Origin of the sequence: Collinsella sp. SGI.241 (assembly GCF_050312955.1) — a bacterium.
GTDB lineage: Bacteria > Actinomycetota > Coriobacteriia > Coriobacteriales > Coriobacteriaceae > Collinsella.
The window spans coordinates 23,916-47,922 of record NZ_JBNPKM010000001.1 but is presented as its reverse complement, the minus strand read 5'-3'; the positions used below and the strand labels follow the sequence as shown (position 1 = coordinate 47,922).

The 24,007-nt window shown below is 61.3% G+C and carries 21 protein-coding genes; 5 read left to right on the top strand and 16 right to left on the bottom strand.

Annotated elements, in window-relative coordinates:
* Positions 1-52: 52 nt before the first annotated feature.
* From ACQQ92_RS00235 to ACQQ92_RS00205, 7 genes are all read right to left on the bottom strand, one after another.
* Positions 53-2,641 carry a DNA topoisomerase I gene (locus ACQQ92_RS00235; protein ID WP_427795473.1) on the bottom strand — a complete coding sequence of 863 codons (2,589 nt, stop codon included), beginning with the start codon at positions 2,639-2,641 and terminating at the stop codon, positions 53-55.
* Between the two features lie 54 nt (positions 2,642-2,695).
* Positions 2,696-3,379, bottom strand: a complete 684-nt coding sequence (hypB, locus tag ACQQ92_RS00230) for a hydrogenase nickel incorporation protein HypB (protein WP_427795472.1) — start codon at positions 3,377-3,379, stop codon at positions 2,696-2,698.
* A 54-nt stretch (positions 3,380-3,433) separates the two neighbouring features.
* Positions 3,434-3,790, bottom strand: a complete 357-nt coding sequence (gene hypA, locus ACQQ92_RS00225; protein WP_152068469.1) for a hydrogenase maturation nickel metallochaperone HypA — start codon at positions 3,788-3,790, stop codon at positions 3,434-3,436.
* Positions 3,791-3,796: 6 nt separating this feature from the next.
* Positions 3,797-4,591, bottom strand: coding sequence for a twin-arginine translocase subunit TatC (gene tatC, locus ACQQ92_RS00220; RefSeq protein ID WP_193221504.1), 795 nt, complete (start codon positions 4,589-4,591; stop codon positions 3,797-3,799).
* Positions 4,591-5,163 (bottom strand): twin-arginine translocase TatA/TatE family subunit, encoded by a 573-nt coding sequence (locus tag ACQQ92_RS00215; protein ID WP_427794240.1) that lies wholly within the window; start codon positions 5,161-5,163, stop codon positions 4,591-4,593. The genes tatC and ACQQ92_RS00215 overlap by 1 nt, the downstream gene beginning before the upstream one ends.
* Before the next feature lie 153 nt (positions 5,164-5,316).
* Positions 5,317-5,631 (bottom strand): STAS domain-containing protein, encoded by a 315-nt coding sequence (locus ACQQ92_RS00210; protein ID WP_154515032.1) that lies wholly within the window; start codon positions 5,629-5,631, stop codon positions 5,317-5,319.
* 66 nt (positions 5,632-5,697) lie between these two features.
* Positions 5,698-7,002 (bottom strand): aminotransferase class I/II-fold pyridoxal phosphate-dependent enzyme, encoded by a 1,305-nt coding sequence (locus ACQQ92_RS00205; RefSeq protein ID WP_427795471.1) that lies wholly within the window; start codon positions 7,000-7,002, stop codon positions 5,698-5,700.
* A 158-nt stretch (positions 7,003-7,160) separates the two neighbouring features.
* Between ACQQ92_RS00205 and ACQQ92_RS00200 the strand changes: the two genes are divergently transcribed.
* Positions 7,161-7,415: a hypothetical protein gene (locus tag ACQQ92_RS00200; RefSeq protein WP_154515036.1), complete on the top strand. Its 255-nt coding sequence runs from the start codon at positions 7,161-7,163 to the stop codon at positions 7,413-7,415.
* Positions 7,416-7,515: 100 nt separating this feature from the next.
* On the opposite strand, the gene nhaA is transcribed toward ACQQ92_RS00200, so the two are convergent.
* From nhaA to ACQQ92_RS00185, 3 genes are all read right to left on the bottom strand, one after another.
* Positions 7,516-8,874, bottom strand: coding sequence for a Na+/H+ antiporter NhaA (gene nhaA, locus ACQQ92_RS00195; RefSeq protein ID WP_427795470.1), 1,359 nt, complete (start codon positions 8,872-8,874; stop codon positions 7,516-7,518).
* Between the two features lie 263 nt (positions 8,875-9,137).
* Positions 9,138-10,061: a manganese-dependent inorganic pyrophosphatase gene (locus tag ACQQ92_RS00190; protein ID WP_427718922.1), complete on the bottom strand. Its 924-nt coding sequence runs from the start codon at positions 10,059-10,061 to the stop codon at positions 9,138-9,140.
* Positions 10,062-10,227: 166 nt separating this feature from the next.
* The gene (locus ACQQ92_RS00185) at positions 10,228-11,181 is read right to left on the bottom strand and encodes an ROK family protein (protein ID WP_427728539.1); all 954 of its coding nucleotides are present in this window, start codon (positions 11,179-11,181) and stop codon (positions 10,228-10,230) included.
* Positions 11,182-11,521: 340 nt separating this feature from the next.
* On the opposite strand from ACQQ92_RS00185, the gene ACQQ92_RS00180 reads away from it, so the two are divergent.
* Positions 11,522-12,241 carry a GntR family transcriptional regulator gene (locus ACQQ92_RS00180; RefSeq protein WP_427795469.1) on the top strand — a complete coding sequence of 240 codons (720 nt, stop codon included), beginning with the start codon at positions 11,522-11,524 and terminating at the stop codon, positions 12,239-12,241.
* A 72-nt stretch (positions 12,242-12,313) separates the two neighbouring features.
* Positions 12,314-13,246, top strand: a complete 933-nt coding sequence (locus ACQQ92_RS00175) for a type I phosphomannose isomerase catalytic subunit (protein WP_427795468.1) — start codon at positions 12,314-12,316, stop codon at positions 13,244-13,246.
* Positions 13,247-13,533: 287 nt separating this feature from the next.
* Here the strand turns inward: ACQQ92_RS00175 and ACQQ92_RS00170 are convergent, their stop codons facing one another.
* Both ACQQ92_RS00170 and ACQQ92_RS00165 read right to left on the bottom strand, forming a co-directional pair.
* On the bottom strand, positions 13,534-16,437 hold the full coding sequence (locus ACQQ92_RS00170; RefSeq protein WP_427795467.1) for an ATP-dependent helicase: 2,904 nt from the start codon (positions 16,435-16,437) through the stop codon (positions 13,534-13,536).
* 146 nt (positions 16,438-16,583) lie between these two features.
* A complete protein-coding gene (locus tag ACQQ92_RS00165) occupies positions 16,584-17,564 on the bottom strand; it encodes an undecaprenyl-diphosphate phosphatase (protein ID WP_427795466.1) in 981 nt (326 codons plus the stop codon).
* Between the two features lie 242 nt (positions 17,565-17,806).
* Between ACQQ92_RS00165 and ACQQ92_RS00160 the strand changes: the two genes are divergently transcribed.
* On the top strand, positions 17,807-18,244 hold the full coding sequence (locus tag ACQQ92_RS00160) for a universal stress protein (RefSeq protein ID WP_154515052.1): 438 nt from the start codon (positions 17,807-17,809) through the stop codon (positions 18,242-18,244).
* A 273-nt stretch (positions 18,245-18,517) separates the two neighbouring features.
* Here ACQQ92_RS00160 and ACQQ92_RS00155 read toward each other — a convergent pair whose 3' ends face one another.
* The 4 genes from ACQQ92_RS00155 to purH all read right to left on the bottom strand — a co-directional run bounded on the left by ACQQ92_RS00155 (position 18,518) and on the right by purH (position 23,013).
* Positions 18,518-19,561, bottom strand: a complete 1,044-nt coding sequence (locus ACQQ92_RS00155) for a sensor histidine kinase (RefSeq protein WP_427795465.1) — start codon at positions 19,559-19,561, stop codon at positions 18,518-18,520.
* A 9-nt stretch (positions 19,562-19,570) separates the two neighbouring features.
* Positions 19,571-20,242 (bottom strand): response regulator transcription factor, encoded by a 672-nt coding sequence (locus ACQQ92_RS00150; protein WP_427728526.1) that lies wholly within the window; start codon positions 20,240-20,242, stop codon positions 19,571-19,573.
* A 177-nt stretch (positions 20,243-20,419) separates the two neighbouring features.
* The gene (locus ACQQ92_RS00145) at positions 20,420-21,127 is read right to left on the bottom strand and encodes a hypothetical protein (RefSeq protein ID WP_427795464.1); all 708 of its coding nucleotides are present in this window, start codon (positions 21,125-21,127) and stop codon (positions 20,420-20,422) included.
* Between the two features lie 278 nt (positions 21,128-21,405).
* Positions 21,406-23,013: a bifunctional phosphoribosylaminoimidazolecarboxamide formyltransferase/IMP cyclohydrolase gene (gene purH / locus ACQQ92_RS00140; protein WP_427795463.1), complete on the bottom strand. Its 1,608-nt coding sequence runs from the start codon at positions 23,011-23,013 to the stop codon at positions 21,406-21,408.
* A gap of 277 nt (positions 23,014-23,290) precedes the next feature.
* Between purH and ACQQ92_RS00135 the strand changes: the two genes are divergently transcribed.
* On the top strand, positions 23,291-23,932 hold the full coding sequence (locus tag ACQQ92_RS00135; RefSeq protein ID WP_427728515.1) for a GNAT family N-acetyltransferase: 642 nt from the start codon (positions 23,291-23,293) through the stop codon (positions 23,930-23,932).
* The last annotated feature ends 75 nt before the right edge of the window (positions 23,933-24,007 follow it).

Below are 24,007 nucleotides of genomic sequence, written 5' to 3'. Positions count from 1 at the left end.
GATCATGGGACCCTCGCCCGCTTTTGTTTTGGGCAATGTTTCGGCTGCGCCGTTACTTGCTGGCGGCCGCCTTCTTTGTGGTCGTCTTTTTCGCGGCAGCCTTCTTGGCAGTCATCTTTTTCGCCGTGGTCTTCTTCGCCGTGGTCTTCTTCGCCGTACTCGCCTTGGTCGTCGTCTTGCGGCCGCGGGCGGGCTTCTTCTCCTTGGTCGGGCAGTCCATGTTGACGCAGATGCGCCACGGACCGCGCGCCGTGTTGACCACCACGATGGGAGCGCCGCACTCGGGGCAGGTCTCACCCGTCGCCTCGAGCTTACCGCGCGCCGGCAGCGGATAGCTCACGCCGCAATCGTCATAGTTGGTGCAGCGGATAAAGCGCTTGCCGCTCTTCTCGCTCTTGTGCGCAATCAGATCGCCATGGCGTCCGGCCTCGGCACACACCTTGCACTCGCCCACCTTAAGGTCGGGTTCGTAGTTGGTGGGGCACGTGGGGTTCACGCAGATCTCGAAAGCCTTCTGGCGGAACGGCTGGCACTTAATGCGCGGCGCGCCGCATTCGGAGCACACGGCGGCCTCGCCCTCGAGCGGGCTCACCTTGACGCCGCTCGGCACCGGATAGGTCACGTCGCAGTCGGGCCAGCCCATGCAGCCGATAAAGCTGCCGCGGGTCTTGGCGCTCGTCTTCATAACCAGATCCTTGCCGCACTTGGGGCAGGCGCCCACGCGCGCATCGGCCGTGACGGCATCGCTGATGGCGTCGCCCAGCTCCTGCGTATGCTTGAGCAGCTCATCGAGCACGCCGGCCAGCAGCGCGCGCGAGTGCGTCACGACATGCTCTTCGGTATCTTCGCCGCGCTCCACGCGGGTCATGTCGCCGTCGAGCTCGCTGGTCATATCGGGGCTCGTGATGCGCGGGGCAAACTGCGTCAGCGCGTCGATGATGGCAATGCCCAGCTGGCTCGGCTCAACGGGATCGTTTTTGAGGTAGCGCACGGCGTACAGGCGCTCGATGATGCTCGCGCGCGTGGACTTGGTACCCAGGCCGCGCTTCTCCATCTCCTGCACGAGCTTGCCCTGGCTGTAGCGCGCGGGCGGCTCGGTCTGCTTGGCCTCGAGCTTAATGTCGAACACGTCGACCGTATCGCCCTGCTCCAGCGGCGGCATCTGCTCGTCGCGCTTAAGGCCGTACGGATAGGCCTCGCGGAAGCCAGGGGTCACGAGCACGTCGCCCGAGGCCACGAACGGCTCGCCGTTGACGTCGAGCTCGAGCTTGGTGTTCTCGATGGTCGCGGGACCCATAAGCGTCGCCAAGAAGCGGCGAGCGATGAGGTCGTAGAGCTTGCGCTGGCCACCGTCGAGCGTGGACGGATCGCCCTCGCCCGTGGGGTAGATAGGCGGGTGGTCGGTGGTCTCGACCTTGCCGCGCGTGGGCTTCATGGGACCGGCGAGCACCTTTTTGCACACGGGCGCCAGCGCCGGGTTGATCTTTGCCAGGTCACTCACCACGGCGCCCAGATCGAGCGTCGCGGGGTACACGGTGTTGTCGACACGCGGATAGCTGATAAGACCCGCCATGTAGAGGGACTCGGCGATGCGCATGGTGCGTGCGGGCGAGATGCCCTCGGCCGCAGCGGCAGCCTGCAGCGAGGTGGTCGCAAACGGCGTGGGCGGCTGCTGCTTGCGCGAGCGCTTGGTCACCGCGGCAACGGTTGCCGTCTTGGCACCGTCAACGTGACCGTACGCCGTCTCAGCAGCATCCTTGTCGGTAAAGCGCGCCGTCTTGTGCGCGATCTTAAAGCAATCGTCCTCGGTAGCAGCCTGCGCGGCAGCCATGCCGCGAATCTGCCAGTAGTCCTCGGGCACAAACGCCATGCGCTCGCGCTCGCGCTCGACCACCAAGGCGAGCGTCGGGGTCTGCACGCGGCCGGCAGAACGCACGTTGCCAAAGCCGCCAAACTTGGCGAGCGTCAGGTAGCGCGTGAGCACCGCACCCCAAATGAGGTCGATGTGCTGACGGCTCTCGCCGGCATCGGCCAGGTTCTGGTCGAGCGAGACGAGGTTATCAAAGGCCTGCGTGATCTCGGCCTTGGTAAACGAAGAATACTGGGCGCGGGCAACCGGCAAGTCGGGCGCAACCTCGCGCACCTTGTTGAGGGCGTCCGAACCAATCAGCTCGCCCTCGCGATCGAAGTCCGTGGCGATGATGACGCTGTCGGACTTCTTGGCAAGGTTCTTGAGCGAGCGAATGAGTTCTTTCTCGGCCGGCAGCTTGATAACGGGCGCCCAGGTAAGGTAGGGCAGGCTCTCGAGCTTCCAGCCTTTGATGGAGATACCGTCGGCAAGGAACGGTTTGCGCTTGGTGTCATAGGGCGGACGCGCCAGGCCATCGGGTATGTCGGCCGGCAGCATCTCGCCGTCCTCGGTGACCGAATACCAACCCAGCTTTTTATCGAACAGCACGCTGTCGCAAAAATCGGGCGCAAGGATGTGACCGGCAAGGCCGATTGTCACGCACTCCTCGCCCTTCCACTCAAAACGGTAGATGGGGGTGTTGTACACCTTGTCCTTTTTGGGCTTGCCCGTGGAAAGACGCTCGGCAATCTGACGCGCGGCGTCGTTTTTCTCGGCGATGATGAGCTTCAAAAGAGGCTCCTATCTCGTGTGTCTGCGGCTGCGCCCGCACGTACGACGGCCGACTTACGCCCTTGCTTGTTCGATCTGCCCGATGAGCCAATCGCACCAGGCATCCATGCCCTCGCCCTTGCGTGCGCTCACGGCAAACCGCGGCGCCTGCGGATTGAGGTCATCGAGTGTCTTAGTATACCTATCCATGTCAAAATCGAAAGCCGGGGCCACATCGACCTTGTTGAGCAGCTGTGCGCCAGCGTGCTGGAAGATGCCCGGGTACTTAATGGGCTTGTCGTCGCCCTCGGGCACCGAGAGAATCATGATGGACAGGTTCTCGCCCAGGTCAAAGTCGACCGGACAGACCAGATTTCCCACGTTTTCGATAAAGATAACATCGATGTTTTGAAGGCCCACTGCCTGGTCGAACGCGTCAACGGCCTCCATGATCATGTTGCCCTCGAGGTGGCACAGACCGCCCGTGTTGATCTGAATGGCGGGCATGCCGGCTTCCTTCATGGTGATGGCGTCGACATCCGAGGCGATATCGCCCTCGATGACGGCACAGCGCAGGCCGGCTTTGTCGCGCAGGCGCTCGTTGGTGCCCAGAATCGTGGTGGTCTTACCAGAGCCGGGACTCGACAGCACATTGATCACATAGGTGCCTGTCTCTTTGAATCGCTGACGCAGCTGATCTGCCAGGCGCTCATTGCGCGACAGAATCGGCGATGCGATATCAATAGTTTTCTCGGCCATACTCGGCACTCCTTACTTCTACCATTTATACCCCGTCCCCAAATGGCAGGCTGGTTAATTGTCGGGGGTTTCAATCTCGATGCTGGCGATGTCGAGCTCGCGGCCGTGCAGCAGGCGCACGTTGGTGCCGCCACACTGAGGACAGCGGCAATGGAAGCGGTCGTGCTCAAAGACCTCGCGGCAGTCCAGGCACTCGCTTTGTGGATGGACTTCCTCCACGGCAAGCTCGCAGCCGCGCGTGAGCATGTCCTCGTCGCGAAACGTCTCCCACGCAAAGTCGAGCGCCTCACGCACAACTTCGGTCATATCCCCAATGCGCAGCGTTACCAAAACAGCGCGCGAGGCCCCCGCCCCACGCGCCGCGCGAATCACTGTATCGAGTATGCCGTTGACAATGCCAACCTCGTGCATACGGATTTACTCCTCGTCGTCCTCGTCGTCGTTCGAGAACAGATCCAGACGGCTCACAAACAAGCCTTCCTTGCCATCGCGCGCGGTAATGACCACGCGGGCGATGGCGAGCGAAATCTCGTAGAGCGAGAGCAGGGCGCCATACATGAGACCCAGTGTAACGGGCGAGCCGTCGGGCGTAATCACAGCCGAGCCCGCAAGCAGGCCAACATATACGTAACGCCAGGCACCGCGGAAGGCCGCATAGGACACGATATGGAAGACAGAAAGGTAGAAGATGATGAGCGGCAGCTCAAACGCCACGCCAAAGCCGATCATAAAGAGCAGCTCCATGTTGACGTAGTTCTCCAGATCGGGCAGCGCCGTAGCGACGGCCGAGGTTTCGCCGATGAGCCACTCAAAGCCCGCAGGGATGATGATGAAGTAGCAAAAGATTGCACCCAGGAAGAACAGCACCGTCGAGGCGAGCACCGTGGGCACAACCCACTTGCGCTCGTTGGGGCGAAGCGCCGGCAGGAAAAACGCCAGAATCTGCCAAATGATCATAGGCGTGCACATGACAACGGCCATCTTGAGGGCCAGCGAAAAGCGCAGACCAAAGCCGCCGAGCGTGGTGGTGATGTAGAACTTACCGTCCGGCACAAAGGAGCGGATGGGGTCTTCCAGGATGTCGAGCACCACGGGCGTGGCGAAATACAGCACGATGGCGGCGGCAAAGACTGACACGACCACGATGGTCAGGCGACGACGGAGCTCACCCAGATGATCGAAGAGCGGCATGCGCGCAGGTCCGATAGGCATTACTCATCGCCTCCCTTCGGGGCATGGGCGGCAGCGGCGTCGTCCTCGGCCTCGAGCTCGCGAGCGAGCTGGTCGACGACGGCCTTGCGCTTGCGGGGACGACGGGCGTAGAGGTCAGCCGTCGTGGGCTCTGCCGGCTCGGGCTCGGGCTCCGGCTCTGCAGCAGGCTCGGGCTCGACGGCGGCAGCGGCAGACTCGGCGCCCTCAGCCTCACCAGCAGCACCTTCGTCCTCGGCAGCACCCTCACTCGCGGCCTTCTCGGCGGCAAGGCGGGCACGGCGCTCGGCAAAGGTCTCCTTCTTTGCGGGCGCGGCCGTATCGACGGCATCCTCGTCCGCATCGGAATCGTCATCGACGGCAGCCTTCTTGGGCTTGACCGGAGCCGAAGCGGCCTCGCTTACCGGATCGATAATCTCGGACTGAACAACAGCCGTCATCTTTTCCTGCGTCTCGCGGAACTGACGGATGGCACGGCCGATCGTGCGGCCCATCTGCGGGAGCTTATCCGGGCCAAACAGCAAAAAGCCGAAGACCACGATGATCGCGAGCTCACCCTCTCCAATACCAAACACACATACCTCCAAGGCTCGATGTGAGTCGAGCCCGCACCGCGCCATTCGGCCGGAACTCGTCTATTCATTCGGTCAAGTATAGCGCCCGGACGTCAAAACATCCGAGCGCATCACAAACATATACCAAACGGCACGCCCTTTTTGGGGCAGGGCTTATGCCGCCGTAATTGAAATCTCCTGGTCGACACCCAGCAACTGAACCACGCGCATCACCGGGGGCTGCACGTTGACGCAGCCAAACCGCTTGTCGTGATCGGCTGCGTGGTGCGCGGCGCCCACAAGTACGCCAATACCTGTCGAGTCGATATAGCTCACCTGGGCAAAGTCGAGCTCAACGGCCTCGGTGGGCTGCTCGAGCGCCAAGTCGATGGCGTTACGCAAGCTGTCGGCGTTAGAGATATCAATCTCACCGGTCACCCTGATGGTGTAGAGCTCCGGCGTGGGGTTGGTGGAAATACCCAAATCCATATATACGCTCCTTTGCGTATCGAGAGTGCGGATGGTACTGGACGCGGATTTGCGGGGCCCTACGCGTTAGGCGCGCTCGGCACGAGCAAGCTCGGCAGCGACGAGCTTGACGGCCAGCACCAGCACGTCGAGTGCGGCCTCCAGGTCCTCGACCGTGGGATAACTCGGCGCGATGCGGATGTTGGTGTCGCGCGGATCCTTGCCATAAGGCCAGGTGGCACCTGCCGGCGTGAGCTTGACACCCAGGTCGGCGCAAAGCGCTGCGACCTTTTGGGCCGAGCCCTCGGGGCCATCAAAGCTCACAAAGTAGCCGCCGCGGGGATGCGTCCAAGTAGCGCAACCCGTATCGCCCAGGCCCTCAGTGAGCTTGCGCTCGACGGCCTCAAAGCGCGGACGCAAGAACTCGGCATGCTTTTTCATGTGCTCCTTGACCGCCTCGATGGTGGGAAGGAAGCGCACGTGGCGTAGCTGGTTGAGCTTGTCGGCGCTGATAAGACCGGCCTTCAGGCGCTTAGAGAACTCCGCGATGACCGCGGGACTCGCACCGATAAAGCCGATGCCCGCGCCCGGGAAGGTAATCTTGGACGTCGAGGCGAATGCCACCACGCGGTCCTCGGTACCCGCCGCGCGGGCAAGATCGAAGATGTTGGCGAGCTCGTCGGTCTCGTCGTACAGGTCGTGCACGCAGTAGGCGTTGTCCCAAAAGATGCGAAAATCGGGCGCGGCCGTGGGCATCTCGACCAAGCGGCGCACGGTGTCCTCGCTAAAGGTGATGCCCGTGGGGTTGGAATACTTGGGCACGCACCAGATGCCCTTGATGGAGTCGTCGGCGGCAACCAGGCGCTCTACCTCGTCCATGTCGGGGCCGCTGCCGGTCATCGCGACGGGGACGTTCTCGATACCCAGGTCGGCGGTGATGCCAAAATGACGGTCGTAGCCAGGAACCGGGCACAGGAACCTGACCTTCTTACCGTCGTGCGCGGCCTCATAAGCCTCCCAAGGCTCGCTGCCGCACGAGCCGCAGCGCCAGAACATACCGGCGATATCGTGCTCGATCAAAAGGCTCGACGAACCCAGTACGAGCGTCTGATCGGCGGGGCAACCCAGGAACTCCCCCGCCAGCTTGCGTGCCGAGGGGATGCCCTCAAAGCAGCCGTAGTTGGAGCAGTCGACGTTACCGTCGTGCAGATCGGCGTCGGCATTGAGGATATCGAGCATGGGGCGCGAGATGTCCACCTGGGAGGGCGACGGCTTGCCGCGCGCCATGTCGAGCGCCAGGCCCTTGGCCTTGACCTCGGCAACCTCGGCTTTGAGCGCCTCGATGGCGGCATCGAGTTCGGTGGTTTCCATCTTCTGGTAGATCGTCTGCATGGGTGCGACCTTTCGCAAAGCGGGACGTTGCAGTTTGTCTAAGTATAGACCGCTACCGCCGCAACGGTATGAAGCCGTGATAGATTAAGTCCATCGCAATGAATTACGATATCCACCGTATGACCCGTATAGCCGCATGGCACATCCAAGGAGGCAGTATGGAATACGGCTCTTTTCAAGCCGAGGAGTTCGGAGACCTGCAGCGTCTGGTCGACGGCTTGTTTTATGACCGTAAGGCCATTGACCGCCTGGATCTAATCGTTCAGGCGGAGATCTTGGACCTGGCGCCCGATCTCATGGAAATCGTGAATCTTTTGCCGCCCGGCCACTACGACCGCCAATCGCTTTGCGACCAGCTTAACTCGGCCCTTGCCGCCCACGGCTGGGGCGCCGTCTACGGCACCGTGGAATAAAAATGGCAAATAAATGAAATGCCGTTTGTGACAGTGCTCACAAACGGCATTTTTTCACACGAGGGCATCCGGGGCATGTCCGGCCCCGGTTTTCGCGCTCCTACTCGTCCTTGGGCGAAGGATGCTTGCAGACCACGCTCATGTAGATCATGCCCAGCACGGCCGCGGTAACAGAACCGGCAAGAATGGCGGCCTTGGCGGCCAGAACCTCGAACTGGGCCGTCGGGAAGGCGAGGCCGCTGATGAGGATCGACATGGTAAAGCCGATGCCACCCAAAATGCCCACGCCGGCGATCATATGCCAGTTAACGTTATGAGGCAGCTCGCAAGCCTTAAGCTTGACCAGGGCAAACGTCACGCCAAAGATACCGATCGGCTTACCCAGCAGCATGCCAAAGTACACGCCGAGGGTCACCGGGTCGGTAAGCAGCACGCTCATGTCCACGCCCACAAGGCGAACCTGCGCGTTGACAAACGCAAAGATCGGCAGGATCACAAAGTTGACCGGCGTGGAGATCAGGCGCTCCATGCGGATGAGCGGCGGGGTCACACGGTGCATGACACGCTCGACCTTGGTAGTCGAAAGGGTAAAGTCGTGCTGGCCCAGGATGTGCGCCTCGTCGTCGTAACGGTCGTCGAGCAACGGCAGGTACTCGCCTAGCCAATCGGTAAGGCTATCGAGCTTAACACCGCACTTGGCCGGAATGGTGAAGGCCAGGATGACACCGGCAAGCGTGGCGTGCACGCCGCTCTTAAACATGCAAAACCACAGCAGCAGACCAAGCACCGAGTACGGGGCAAGGCGATAATGCTGAGTCTTGTTGAGCCACACAAGTGCGCAGGTCACAACTGCAGCGGCACCCAGCCAAAACGGACTGGGGCTCTGGCCGTAGAAAATGGCGATGGCGGCGATGGAGATGAGGTCGTCGGCGATGGCGAGCGTCGAGAAGAACACGCGCACGCCGTTGGGCACGCGATTGCCCAAAAGCGACAGCACGCCCAGCGCAAAGGCAATATCGGTTGCCATGGGGATGGCCCAACCGTTGCGGGCGCCGGCATGGTTAAAGATCAGGTAGATGCAGGCGGGAACGACGACGCCGCCCACGGCTGCCAGCATGGGAAGCATGGCCTGACGCGGATTCTTGAGCTCGCCGACCGTCATCTCGTACTTAAGCTCAATGCCCACCAACAAAAAGAAGATCGCCATGAGAAAGTCGTTGACGAAAAGCTCGACGGTGAGGCCAGCCGCAAGGTTGCCCAGACCCACATACAGCGGGGTCTCCAAAAAGTGATGGATAGCCTCGTAGACATCGGTGTTGGCGCAGATAACGGCGGCGATGGCGGCGATGACCATGACGGCGGCGGAAATCGTGCCGTTCTCGGCGATGCGCTCCCAGATGTCATGACGTTCAAAGCGCTTGCGCTCACGAACGTTGAACAGCTGCTCAGTTGCTGCCATGGGCGGCTCCTTTCACGGGAAAGCTCCCGTCTTAAAAAAGCACGGCCCGCCCAAGTGGCGGCACCGCGCTCCAACGTATTACGCTTGCATCTAGCCTACCCTGCACGACAAGCACGCAGGCGTGGCCGAAAAGCGGAACCACAGGTTGAACATTATTTGCCCAACGGTACGGGCGCCCCTGTCCAATAGAGGACGCGGTCCCGCGCACAAAAAACGACCGGAGCGCGGGGCGTCCGCGGTCCGGTCGTAGCAGGTTACAAAACCTAGCAGGCGGCCATGATGGGGGCAGCGACCTGCTTCTTACGGGAGAGGACGCCCGGCATCCAGACGCCGTCGTGCTCGTCGGCAATGCCCAAGCCCTTCTGAGCGGCCTCGGTCTCGCCCTCGAGCAGGACCTGCGAGCCCTCCTCCATGATGTCGGTGATGCACAGGACGATGCCGTCGGCACCCTTCTCGGCGGCGTAGGCGCGCATGGCCTCGCGGATCTCGTCGATCATGCCGAGCGCACGGCTCTTGTCGACGGTCTCGTACTGGCCGATGAGCAGCTTCTTGCCGGCGGGCTCGAACATCTTGATGTCGTTGCCGACCATCTCGGCTGCGGTGAAGGAGCCGGACGGACGGGTGAGGAAGACCTCCATGCCAAACTTGACCGGGTCGACACCCACCTGCTCGCCGAGCTTGGCGGCGACGGCGCGGTCGACATCGGTGGTGGTGGGGCTCTTGAGCATGAGCGTGTCGGTCATCATGGCCGAGAGCAGCAGCTTGGCCTGAACGTCGGAAAGCTCAACGCCGAGCACGCCGGCGAGCTTAGTGACGATGGTGCAGCTGGAACCCCAGGGCAGGCAGATGTAGTGCAGCGGGCCGGCGGTCTCAAAGTCGCCGATGCGGTGATGGTCAACGACGCCAAAGACCGTGGCGTCCTTAAGGCCGGCGACGGACTGGGCGGACTCGTTGTGGTCGGTGAGAACGACAAGCTGGCCGGCCTCGACGGACTCAATCACGCGGGGCTCGGCAATGCCGGCGTCTGCGAGCAGCTTGGCGGACTCTGCCGGAAGCTGACCAAGAGCGCAGACCTCATAGGTGTTGCCGGCATACTCAACCTGATTGAGCAGCTGAGACAGAACGACGGCGCTCATGATGGCGTCGTTATCGGGGTTCTGGTGACCAAAGACAAGAACGTTTGCCATGGGTATCCTCCACTTGGTATGTGTACTTAGACGTAGCTATGGTAGCACGCTGGCAGCTGGCCTTTGGGGACGGAAGGGCCACGGCATATTTTGTGGCAGGCATGGGGGCCAAGGCTGTCCCTTTTGCACCATGTTGGTGCAAAGTAACCTGGCCCCCTTGCACCAGCTATTTACCGGCGGCGCGCAGGGCTACGTAGGCAGAACCGATGATGCCGGCGTCGTTTCCGAGCGAGGCAACCTTAATGGGCGTCTCGCGCGAGGCGGAAAGCGCGTAGCGCTGGAAGTACTCGCGAACCTTATCGAGGTAGACATCGGCCGAGGCGGAGGCGCCGCCGCCGATCAGGAACATCTCGGGATCGACCACGTTGGCAATAAGCGCCAGGGCGCGGCCGAGATAGTCGGCCATGGTATCGGCCGCGGCCAGCGCGAGCTTATCACCCTCGCGGCAGGCTTGGAACACGTCCTTGGAATCGGAGGGGCCGGTGAGCTCGATGGGCTCGACGCCCGCCTTCTTGCACTCGGCAAGGTAGTTGCTCACCACGCCGGTGGCGCTGGAATACTGCTCCAGGTGGCCATGGCCGCCGCAGCCGCAAGTGCGCTCCTCAGCCGGATTCAGGCACATATGGCCAATCTCGCCGCCGGCGCCCACAACACCCGACACCACATCGCCGTTGACGATAACGCCGCCGCCCACGCCGGTACCGATGGTGACCATCACCACATTCTGCACGTCCTTGGCAGAACCGAGCCAAGCCTCGCCCATGGCAGCGGCGTTGGCATCGTTCTCGTACTTAACGACCGCATCGGGGCAGTGCTCCTGAATGGCGATCTTCAACTCGGGCAGGTTAATGGCAATGTTGGCCTTGACCTTGGCATCGCCCGCTGCCGGAATGGGGCACGGAACAGCAAGGCCAATGCCCGCCACAAAGGCGCGCGGAATCTGTGCCTTGGCGACCACCTGGTCGATAGCCTCGGTCACCGCGGCAAAGCCCGCAGCGTCAACGATGGGAGGCGTGGGCACGCTGACCTTCGCAAGCAGGTTGCCATCCCCGTCGAACAGGCCCTCCTTAACCGAAGTGCCGCCGACGTCGATGCCGATGTAGTACTGCTTAGGTTCCATAGGGGCCCGCCTTTCTCGTTTAAACATTGTCTGTATGGTACCGCTCCCAAGGCAAAAACCTACCAAAAAGGGACAGGTTTGTTTTGGTAGGTTTTATCTGAGGAAATGCAGAATACAGGATTCGGTTCGCTGGGTGCTAAATCGGTTCGGCCCCGTCCTCGGACCGATTAGATTTCTCAACACGACATTATTCGAATGTATATTTATTTAGAGCGCTTTTATTTTTAGCGCAAAGCGACTTTTAGTAATATATCTATCGAACTTTTCAATGACTCAATAGGGATACTTAGGTGTTGAGTATACTTTCTTTTATACTCAATCAAGTTGGAAAGGAGGTTCCATGATTCCCAAATACGAGGCGATAGCTGCAGATATTCGTCGAAGTATTGAGGCTGGCGCTCTTAAACCAGGCGACAAGCTTCCCACCGTCGTTGAGTTCTGCGAGCTCTATAGCGTTTCCAAAATCACCGTCAAACGAGCTATCGAGCAAATCACCGAGGAAGGTCTTGTTACCAGCCGTCGTGGATCGGGTACCTACGTTAAGGACACGGCGGGGCTTCCCGGCCAGGCGTTTTTTCAGGGCAAAAACGACCGTGCCCAGGGCTTTTCGTATGAGCACCGCGGGGAGAAGGTGACCTCGGTGGTCTATGATTTCTCGATTGTTAATCCACCAGCGGACATCGCAGCCCAGCTGGGAATTGCCGAGGATGACTTTGCCTATCACATCGTGCGCGTGCGTCAGGCCGATGAGAAGCCCATCGTTATCGAGTACACCTACATGCCCCTCGAGCTGATTCCGGGCCTTAAAAAGAAGGACCTGTACGGATCGGTCTACCGCTTTGTCCGCGAGCAATGTGGGTTGAAGATCTCGAGCTTCCACCGTACCATTCGCGCCGTGGCAGCAACCGAGGAAGAAGCCGAGCGCCTGGACACCAAACCTGGCTCTCCCCTGCTCGAGCTCAACCAGATTGGCTTTTTGGACAGCGGCGCGGCCTTTGAGTATTCGGTCTCGCGCAACGTTGGCGACCGCTTTGAGTTGCACAACGTAACGTTGGCATAGGTTTTTGTAGTCATGCGGGCGCTCGTTTTGAGCTGTTTGTGCAACGCCCGCGCAACACAATGGGGTATGAATATGTCCGATTTGATTAAACTGACGCCGATCTTCCACGAGAAGATCTGGGGCGGCCGCCAGCTCGAAACCGTATTTGGCTACGACATTCCCGATGGACCCATCGGTGAGTGTTGGGCCATCTCGGCCCACCCCAACGGCGACTGCCAGATTGCGGAAGGCCCGTATGCAGGCCACACGCTGTCGTGGCTGTGGGCCGAGCACCGCGAGCTCTTTGGCAGGTGCGAGGGCAAGGAGTTCCCGCTGCTCGTTAAGATTCTGGACGCCAAGGACGACCTTTCGATCCAGATTCATCCCAACGACGAGTACGCCGCCAAGCACGAGAACGGCAGTCTGGGCAAAACCGAGTGCTGGTATGTGCTGGACTGCGAGCCCGGCGCCACGATCATCGTCGGCCAGCGCGCGCATGACCGCGCCGAGGCCGCACAGATGATCGAGGGGGGCCGTTGGGACGACATGCTCAACGTGCTGCCGATCCACAAGGGCGACTTTTTCCAGATTGATTCCGGTACCGTACACGCCATCAAGACCGGCACGCTCATTTTGGAGACGCAGCAGTCAAGCGACGTGACATATCGCCTGTACGACTACGACCGTCCCGGCACCGACGGCAAGCTGCGTCCGCTGCACATTGAGCAGAGCCTCGACTGCATCGACTTTGATGCTCAGGCTCCGACCGACGGCACGGTGGCCGCGCCCGAGGTGAACGGCGTAACCGAGCTCGAGTCTAACTCCTGCTACACCGTCGATCGCGTACGCGTCGACGGCAGCAAGACCTTGGAGCAGCGCTGGCCCTTCATGTGCCTGTCGGTCATCGACGGCAAAGGCTCCGTCTGCGGCGACCCCGTCCACAAGGGAAGCCATCTGCTGGCACCCAGCACCGTCAGCTCCATCGACCTCGAAGGCAAGATGGAACTGATTATCAGCCACCTCTAGGTCGCGCCAACAACCAAAACGCAACAAGGGGCTCTCCCGTCCATGTACGGGAGAGCCCCTACTCGTATCTATATATCAGCCCACCCGGTTCTCCAGATCAAAAAGCGAACGAGCAGAGCGACGTTCGCAAGCTGCAGGCCAAAACGCCACAAGGAAGAGGGCGCGCCGGGGGCTTTGGTCGATCGCGAGTTCCGCACGAGCCGGAGAGCACTTAATGTGCTCTCCGTGCGAGCAGGACTGTCCGAGCAGGCGACCAAAGCCCCCGGCGCGCCCGGTCAACCTCGCAGTTAGGCATTCAGCTTGACGATCGGCGCAAAGCCTTTCATAAGCTTTTTGGTCTGGCCGGTCTTTTCGAATTGGACCTCGATCATGTCTCCAGCGACCGAGATCACGGTACCCGTGCCAAAGGTCTTATGACTCACGGTATCGCCCGCGGCAAAGTCCTGCGACGCGCTGGCGCGATCGACCTTGCGCTCCACTGTTGGGGACACCTTGGACGACGGCTTTTTGGCTCGCGGTGCGCCCGAGCCAAAGGTCGAGGCAACGCGACCGGCGTCGGGCGAGACCCCACGATGGCGCTCGGTCCCGTAGCTGCTGCCGCCAAAGAAATCGTCGAAGCTCGATCCGCCGCGCGAACCGGAACCGCCGGTCGAGCGCGTATGCGAACCAAACACCTTGCCGCCATACATATCCGAACCCATGCCCGAGCCAAAGGTGCCGCGACGGTCGCCGCGTTTCTCCCAGCCCGTGCCCTCAAAACCGGCAGAACCGATACCGCTAAACTCGATATCCTCAAACGGAATCTCGTTGAGAAAGCGCGAACGCGGGTTGGCGGAGGTCGAACCGTAGGTGCGACGCGTGGCCGCATAGGTCAAGAACAGGCGCTTGCGGGCACGCGTGATGGCGACGTAGGCCAGGCGACGCTCCTCCTCGAGCTTGCCCGGATCATCGCTGCCGCCAAAGTCGTGCACGTGCGGAAAGATACCCTCCTCCATGCCGGCCACGAACACCGCCGGAAACTCCAGGCCCTTGGCGGAGTGGATGGTCATCATGGTAATGGCATGCGTCTCGCCGGCCAGGGAATCCAAGTCGGAGCGCAAGGCCAGCCACTCCATGAGTGCCGGCAGCGCCTTACAGGTGAGCGGACCGTAGGTACGCTCGATCTCGCCGGCATGCACGGCACCCGCCGACAGCTCCGTCGGCGCGGCATACGCGTTGCCTGCGATGGCGGCGGCCAGGGCATCCTGCGGAGACAGCGCCGGAGCGGCCAAGCCATCGAGCGGATTGGAGCCCGCGGCGTCACGGGCGCCGACGAGCGCCTCAAACGAGGATGCCGGGACAGATGGCCCCGGTACGGGCGCAGGCGCTCTCACCACGACGGGCTCGGGCTCGGCGCCGGCAGGAACGTCGGCAACACCGGCTGCGCGCAGCTCTTCTAGGCTCTCGAGCGTACCCTCGATATCCTCGTGCGTCTCCTCAAATTCCGCCGCAACGCCCAGAAATTCCTGGATGTTCTCGGCGCGGCTCTCAGATTCCATGGTGCCCTCGGCGCGAAACGCCTGCAGCAGGCCCGTCTTATCGACGATCATCTCGACAACGTCCTTGAGCTCGCCGTCCATGCGGCGGCCCTCGCGCACCAGTGAGACAAAGCTCGACAGGCCGTTGCGCACCTTGGCGCTAAACATGCCGGTTTCGGCGCACGCGATCTCGCAAGCCTGGAAGAACGAGCAACGGTTGTCGCGTGCCAGCTGCTCGATCTTTTGGATTGAGGTGGAGCCAATGCCGCGGCGCGGTGTGTTGATGACGCGCTTGACGCTCATCTCGTCGGCCGGGTTCACGATCATCTTGAGGTAGGCCATGACGTCGCGAATCTCGGCACGGTCGAAGAATCGAGTGCCGCCCACGATCTTGTAGGGCACGCCCGCGCGCAGAAACATATCTTCGAGAATACGCGACTGGGCGTTGGTGCGATAAAACACGGCGATGTCGTCGTAACTCGTGCCTTTGGCATGCAGTTTCTCGATCTCACCGGCAATCCAGCGGCCCTCGTCGCGCTCGTCGCTCGCCTGGAAGGCCTGAATCTTCTCGCCATCGCCCTCGGCCGTAAACAGGCGCTTGTCCTTGCGCTGCGAGTTGTGGCGTACCACGGCGTTGGCGGCGTTTAGGATATGGCCCGTAGAGCGGTAGTTCTGCTCGAGCTTAACGGTCTTGCAGTTTTTAAAGTCCTGCTCAAAGTCCAAGATGTTGGTGATGTCGGCGCCACGCCAGCTGTAAATGGACTGGTCATCGTCGCCCACAACCATGAGGTTTTGGTACTTGGCGGCCAGAAGGTTGGCGATTTCGTACTGGACGTGGTTGGTGTCCTGATACTCGTCGACGCTAATGTAGCGGAAGCGCTCCTGGTACTTGTCGAGCACCTCGGGGCGGGTGCGCAGCAGTTCGAGTGTGCGCACGAGCAAATCGTCGAAGTCCATCGCGTTGGCGGCGCGCAGGCGGCGCTCCAGCTCCAGGTAGACCTGCGCGGCCTTTTTGTCGTTGGGGCTATCGGCGGATTTGAGCATGTCCTCGGGGCCGATCATGGCGTTTTTGGCCGAACTGATCTTGCTGCGAATCATGTTGATGGGGAACTGCTTTTGCTCGATGCCGAGCGCCTGCATAATGTCACGCACCATGCGCTTTGAGTCATCGTCATCGTAGATGGTGAACTGACCGGTGTAACCCAGCAGGTCGGCGTCCTCGCGCAGCATGCGCACGCACATGGCGTGGAAGGTGCACACCCACATGCCGCGGGTACCGCTGGGAATGAGCGCCGTCAGACGCTCGCGCATCTCGGCCGCGGCTTTGTTGGTAAACGTGATGGCAAGAACCTGCCAAGGCTTAACACCCAGGTCGCCGAGCATATGCGCGATGCGGAAGGTCAGGACGCGAGTCTTGCCCGAGCCTGCGCCGGCGAGGACCAGCAACGGGCCCTCGGTGGTCAGGACGGCCTCGCGCTGGGCGGGATTAAGGCTGTCGATGTCGACGAGCGGCTTGACGGGCTTGGGTGCCGGCGCGGGAGCGTCGTAGATGTCGAGCGGAACGAGCTCGGGCTCCGGCGCAGCGGGGGCGGTGTATGCATCGAGCGGCACGGGTTCCGGCGCGGGCGGCACGGGTACCGCGGCGTTCTTTTCCCAGGGCAAGGGCTGGGTCATGGGCGACTCCTCATCTGACGGACGGCGCGCCTGCGGGCGGCGCCATAGTTTGAGCCGTACCAGTATACCGAGCCGCGCGGACACCGATGCAAATCACACCACGACTCCGTGCGCCGCGCTCTGGCCGCCGCGCAGCGTCAACCAAGTTACAGGCCGAGCATAGGCTCCAGAACAAAGAAGTACGCGAGCACCACGATGCCCAGAATAATGCGGTAGACGCCAAAGCACTTAAAGTCGTGACGGCGAACGAAGCCCATGAGCCACTTGATGGCAATAAGCGAAACCACAAAGGCCACGACGCAGCCCACGCCCAGAATGGCAATCTCGTTGGTGCCAAACGTACCGCCCTTAACGAAGTACTTGACCAGCTTGAGCGCGCTCGCGCCAAACATAACGGGAATGGCCAGGAAAAACGTGAACTTGGACGCCACCGAGCGCGTGCAGCCCAGCAACAGGCCGCCGATAATGGTAGAGCCGGAGCGTGATGTGCCCGGAATCAGCGAAAGCACCTGGAAGCAACCGATACCCAATGCGGTCTTCCAGCTCAGGTCCTCGAGCGTGGCGATGGATCCAAAGTCCAAATCCTCGTCATCGTCATTGTCTTCGGCAATATCCGCCGCAGGCGCCGCGAAGTGTGCACCGGCGGGACGCCCACCCGCCACCACAGCACGCGAACCAAACGAATCGGCAAGGACGGCGTTCTCGCGCTTACTCGCACGCCAGTTCTCAATCACGATAAACAACACGCCGTACACGATGAGCGCCAGCGCCACGACAGGAGCGTTATAGAAATGCTCCTCCATCCAGTCGTTGAGCGGCAGACCGATCGCCGCGGCGGGAATACAGCCAAGCACGATCTTGCCCCACAGCACCCAGGTGTCGCGACGACCCTCCTTGCCCTTGCTGGGCGAGAACGGATTTAAGTCGTAGAAGAACAGAACGCAGACGGCCAAAATGGCGCCAAGCTGAATCACGACCAGGAACATATTCCAGAATGTCTCGCTCACATTCATCTTGACGAACTCGTCCACCAAGATCATGTGGCCCGTCGACGAAACGGGCAGCCATTCGGTGATGCCCTCGACCAGGCCCATGAAGGCAGATTTTAGAAGCTCGATGATATCCAAAGGGACCCCCTCGTTTGTCACCCGCCGATAGTTGTTCTGCGGACGGTTGCGGGCGATGTCCCATTATCAACCGTTCGGCCGCGGCCGCGCCCACCCTTACCAAAAATCTCGCCCGTTCACAGAATTGCGAGCGGTCAAACCGAAATCCTTGGGTATAACTGCAACAAGCTAAAGTGTCCGGCGGCCAACACGTCGTCCGATGCACGAGCCCCGCGCCCGTGCGATAGACCAAGGAGGAAACCATGAACGAGGGCTATACCAAGGTATTTGTTTCACTCGACGGTACTGAGCAGCAGGATTTTGTGCTCACACGCGCTATCAAGGTCGCCGCAAACAATGGCGCCAAGCTGATCATCGGTCACGTCATCGATTCCACGGCGCTCGAGAGCGCCGGTTCCTATCCGGTCGATCTGGTCAACGGCCTGGAGGAGGCCTTTAAGAACTCCATCGCCAAGCAGCTCGAAGAGGCCAAGGCTAATCCCAACATTCCCGAGGTCGAAGTCATGATTCGCGCCGGCCGTATTCGCGAGACGCTCAAGGACGAGATGCTCGACGTGGTCAAGCCCGATCTGGTGCTCTGCGGCGCTCGTGGCCTTTCCTCGATCAAGTATGCGCTCCTGGGTTCGATTTCGACATTCCTGCTGCGCAACACCGACTGCGACATTCTGGTCGTGAAGTAGCGTTGCTCCCACCGGCCGCGGGGCCTGCGGGGTTTCCTAAGGGCACGTCCTCGCCGCGTTGCGGCTGCGGGATGTGCCCTTAGGAAACCCCTCCCGGCCCCGCGGCCTTCGCAACCTTACTTCAACGAGTTGGCTGATAAAAAATGGCGTGCCCCCCCAAACGGGGCGGCACGTTTTGTTCGGGGCGGCACGTTTTGTTTGGGTGATTTTTTAGAGCCTCATAGCCATGTTCACGCTCGGGAACATAGCCATCCGCACCACAAGACGGCCCGACTACTCGAAGTATTGAAACTTGTTGGTCGAGAAAGCGAATGTTACGACAAAACCTTCGCCGGAGTCGGATGCCGCGGTGACGTCGATGCCCATCTTGGAACACAGGCGCGCCACCAGGTAGAGGCCGATGCCCGTTGCGCGCTTGGTGGTGCGGCCGTTATCGCCGGTAAAGCCCTTCTCGAACACGCGCGGCAGGTCAGCCGCGCTCACGCCGCAGCCGTTGTCCGCGACGGTAAGCTCGATGCGCTCGTTTGCCAGGCCCTCGTCCAGCAACGCACCCGAAAACACAATCTTCGCGCCGTCCTCACGCGCATATTTAATGCTGTTCTGAATGAGCTGGCCCAGAATAAACTCGAGCCATTTCTCGTCGGTGAACACCTCAAAGTCGAGGTTCTCGCACACCGGAGCCACGTGCGCCGCAATGAGCTCGCGCGCGTTGGCTTTAATCGCGCCCGTCACCAAGCTCTTGAGACCCCAGCGGCGAATTAGGTAGTCGCGCTCTACGACTTCCGAGCGCGCATAGTACAGCGCCTGATCGATATAGCGCTCCACGCGAGCCAGCTCGCGACCCAGGTCATCCACGCGCGACAGGTCGTCTTCGCTGCCGTCCAGGTTTTCTAAAATCAGATGAGCCGCCGCCAGGGGCAGCTTGGCCTCGTGGACCCAGCTCTCGATATAGTCGCGGTAGTCATCGGTCTGGCGCCGGCCTTCCGCCACCTCGTCGCAAGCGGCTTTGCCCACCCGGCGCAAGACCTCATATTCGAGCTCGCCCTCGGCATAGGTCGGGCATTGCACCATCTCCTGCACCCAAGCGGGGCTCCCCAGCTCCTCTGCCGCGCGCTCCAGCTGGCACAGAAAACGACGACGGCGCACGTACTCGATCACGATGCCCAGCATGCCAAAGATAAAGGACACACCGACCGCCACGACCACGATGGATGCCGGGGCGCCGGCGACCGTCAGTACAAAACAGCTCAGCAGCACGCCGCAGGTCCACACGGCAATGGGAAACAGTGCATCTTTAAAGAACTTGGCAAACGACATAACCGGCTCCTAGACCGAATAGCCTTGGCCGCGATGCGTCGTCAAATACCCCTTGATGCCGATTTTTTCGAGCGTGGTGCGCAGGCGGTTGATATTGACGGTGAGCGTATTGTCGTCCACGAAGGCGTCGGAGTCCCACAGGTCCTGCATGATAGCCGAGCGCGAGACAATCTTGCCCGCGCGGCCCAAGAGCAGCGAGAGGATACGCAGCTCGTTTTTGGTGAGCTCGGTACTGTCGCCGGTTGCCGTATTGGTGACCATGGAGCGGGCGAGGTCGAGCTCCAGCCCCTTGTGGACGAGCGTGCTGCGATCGCCCGCCGCCGCGGTGCGGCGCAGCAACGCATTGATGTGCGCCACGAGCACACGGGCGCTGTAAGGCTTGGGAACAAAGTCGTCCGCGCCAAGCGTCATGGCCATGACCTCGTCGATCTCGGTCGTGCGCGACGTGAGGACGATGATAGGAACCTCGGATTCGCGGCGAACCTCGTGGCAGATATGTTGGCCGTCCTTGACGGGAAGCGTGAGGTCGAGCAACACCAGGTCGGGCGCGGCGGCAAGGATATCGCGCGAGACATGCTCAAACGATTCGCAGGCCTCGATTTCAAACCCGGCGCGGGCAAGGATGTCGACAAGCTCACGACGAATGCGCTCGTCGTCCTCAACGACATAGATCAGCGCCATGGATTCCGCTCCCCTCTTGGTTGTCTTGCCCCATTATGACCGCGGAGCCGCAGGTGCGTGCCTCGCGAGGCACCAAGGTGACAGAACTGTTCGCGAACGAAAGCGTTTGGCTCGCCCCTCGCTCGCAACGGGAGCGAGGATCAAATGATTATTAAATCCCCGTCCCAGGAAAATCATTTAGCGGTGGGCACGGAGCTTTTCGTAGCCTTCGGCAAAGAAGGCAACCGTAGCGGCGTCGGACTCGACGGCGTCCGTCTCGGCGGCAGGGACCACGCCGTGCTCGTCACTCACCAGGAACAGCGCGCCCTTGAGCTGCGCGGGAATGTCCACGCGCGTGACCGGGATGCCCTTGGTCTGAGCCAACTGCTCGATAAGCGTCGCCGTGCCACACAGGCACTCGTCCGCCGGTGCCACAAAGACCAGCTCGCCGTCGTTGACGGCGGCGAGCAGCTCGGGCGCCACGCCGGTTTCATCGGCCTCGGAGCGGGCCTCGGCGGAGCGGGCACGCAGCGCCTTGGCCGAAGTATCGGCCAGCGGCTCGTACTCCCCCACCGTCATGGCGGCATTGCCGTTAACGTCGATCACCAGCATGAGCACGCCGTCGCGCGCGGTGTAATCGCCCTCGGCAAGCGACCACTCAACGTGCTGCTTGGCCCAGCTGAGCATATTATGGGTGAGCGGCTCGCCCTGCACCAGGCGCTCGGACAGCGCACGAATGTGACGGTTGAGCATGGGCACCTTTTTGTTGGACATGCGCCAACGGCAGACAAGCGCGGGCTTGTCGAGCGTAAACTTCTCGACCGCCTCCTGATTGGCGCAAAAGTCCTCGTACGCACGCTGGTCCTCGGCATTGCCAAACAGCTCGACATCATCCACAACGGCCATATCCAACCTTTCTCAAAAACATACACCGCACCGTTATACCCAAAAAAGCCGCCCGCACCAACCGGCACGGACGGCAATAGATAGCTTTAGCTCGGGGCGAGCCAATACCGCTGGTGGAGCACAAGCCAGCGAGCCGGACCCAAGTGCCTCAGGTCGCCGCAAAAGAGGAACGACGCGTACTTCTGTACGCGAGCGACGGTTTGAGCGGCGAGATGAGGTGCTTGGGGCTGGCGCAGCGTCGAGCAGTTACGCGGTTTGGTAAAACCGCATAACGATCATTAGTGGCGGAAGTGGCGGGCGCCCGTAAAGACCATAGCAATATTGTGCTCGTTGCAGGCCTGGATGCTCTCGTCGTCGCGCTTGGAGCCGCCGGGCTGGATGATGCAGGTCACGCCGTGCTCAGCAAGCACGTCGACGTTGTCACGGAACGGGAAGAACGCGTCGCTTGCACAGGCAAAGCCGCCCTTCTCCACGCCCTCGCGCTCGCAGAAGTCCTCGGCGCGCTCGCAGGCAAGCAGTGCGGAGTCAACGCGGTTGGGCTGGCCCGGGCCCATGCCAATGCCGGCCTTACCCTTGGAGACCAGGATGGCGTTGGACTTGACGCCCTTGCAGACCTTCCAGGCAAACTCAAGCTCGGCCATCTCGGCATCGGTGGGCTTGCGGTCGGTGGGGAACGTAAAGGTCGCGGGATCCTCGATCACGTGGTCGACCTCCTGCACCAGCATGCCGCCGTCGATGGAGCGCAGCTCCACCTTGGCGCCGTGGTCCACGCCGCCGGTAGCCAGCACGCGCAGATTGGGGCGCTTGGCCATGCGCTCGAGCGCCTCGGCGGTGTAGCTCGGGGCGATGATGACCTCGACGAACTGCTTGTTCTGATCGGCAAAATGCTCAACCAGCTCAAAGGGAACCTCGCGGTTGCAGGCGATGATGCCGCCGAAAGCGCTCTTGGGATCGCAGGCAAAGGCGCGGTCGTAGGCAGCCGTGATGTCCTCGGCAACGGCGGAGCCGCAGGGGTTCTGATGCTTGAGGATCACGCAGGCAGGCTCGTCGAACTCGCGAACCAGGTTCCAAGCGGCATCGGCGTCCAAATAGTTGTTGTAGCTGAGCGGCTTGCCCTGAATCTGCTCGGAGCCCACGAGCGGGAACTGCGAGCTCGCGGAGTTCTCGCAGCCATCGGCAAAGCGGTAGACCGTAGCCTTCTGCTGAGGATTCTCGCCATAGCGCAGGTCGTCGACCTTCTCCAGCGAGACCTCGAGTTTGGCAGAGGTGTCCGCCACGTCGCTTGCCTGGGCAGCAAGCCAACGGGAGATAGCCGTGTCGTAGGCGGCGGTGGTCTGGTAGACCTTCACCTGCAGGCGACGACGGGTGGAAAGCGTGGTGCAGCCACCGGTCTCGCGCATCTCGGCCAGGACGGCATCATAGTCGGCCGGGTCGGAGATGACGGTAACGCTCGCGGCGTTCTTGGCGGCAGAGCGAAGCATGGAGGGGCCACCGATATCGATGTGCTCGATGGCATCCGCGAAGGTGACCTCGGGGTTGGCGACGGTCTTCTCGAACTCGTACAGGTTGACGACGACCAGGTCGATCAGCTTAATGCCGTGCTGAGCTGCCTCCTGCATGTGCTGCTCGGAATCGCGGCGAGCCAGCAGCGCGCCGTGAACCTTGGGGTGCAGCGTCTTGACGCGGCCGTCCATCATCTCGGGATAGCCCGTGAACTCCTCGATGGGGGTTACGGGAACGCCCGCGTCCTCGATGGCACGAGCCGTGCCGCCCGTAGAGATGATCTCGACGCCAAAGTCGTCAACCAGCGTCCGTGCGAAATCGACGACGCCCGTCTTATCGGTAACCGAGATCAACGCGCGTGCGATCTTCACATCAGATCCCATGCAGTCCTCCTGTCTGGTACGCCGCCGTGCTCTGTGAGTCGGTGATACGTCGATCTGCAGCGCTCGCGCAGCGGCATTGAAAATACTGATTCAATGTAGCGCATCGAGCGCATCGATGCACCCCGTAACGGGCGCATGTGCAGAAAAAGCTTGCGAGCGGGGGTTGCAGGAGCGCCACTGGGCACGGTGAGTTGATGGAACACAGGGGCACCATAATTAGATGCCAATGGCATGGTAGAACTGTGCTCGATATGCATCCGCAATAGAAAGAGGCACTATGGTCTCGCGGGTTCTCTACCGACCGTTTGATACCGAAGACTTCGACGCCATCGCGCTGATCTTGCAGCAGCTTTGGCATAACAATTCGGATAACGAAGAGTACAACCGCCTTGAGGCCGCGTGCGATCTTGCCTATTGCCTTTCTTCCTCGACGTTTTCGCAGGTCGCCGTAATCGACGGCCAGGCGCGCGGCATTGCACTCGCACGTGCGGGGCAAAGCAGCGGCGCCACCGTTAAGGAGCATTGGATGGATACCGAACGCGCATTGCTGTCGCAGATGCGTGAGCTGGAGCCCGATGCCTGTGCCGAGTATCTCTCGTTTGTGCGCGCCACCATCCGGACCAACAACCGCCTGCTCGAGAGCAGCCCGCTGCCGCATGACAACGAGGTCACGCTGCTTGCCGTGGATCGCGATGTCCACGGCCTGGGCGTTGGCTCGGTTCTGCTCGATGCCGCGGTCTCGCACCTGTCCTCGCGCGGAGCGTCGAGAGCGCACCTGTATACCGACTCCAACTGCTCGTGGAAGTTCTACGAGCTGCACGGCTTTAAGCGCACGGCCACGCACCGCGCCAACCGCGAAGAGCGCCGCCACGACATGCCGCGCGAAAGCTTCCTCTACGAACTCGACCTGACAGCCTAAAACCGGTAGTCAAGGGAGTGTCCCCAAGTGCCGACATCCGGGGAAGTTCCTAAACTGCCGGCATAAAAAGAACGC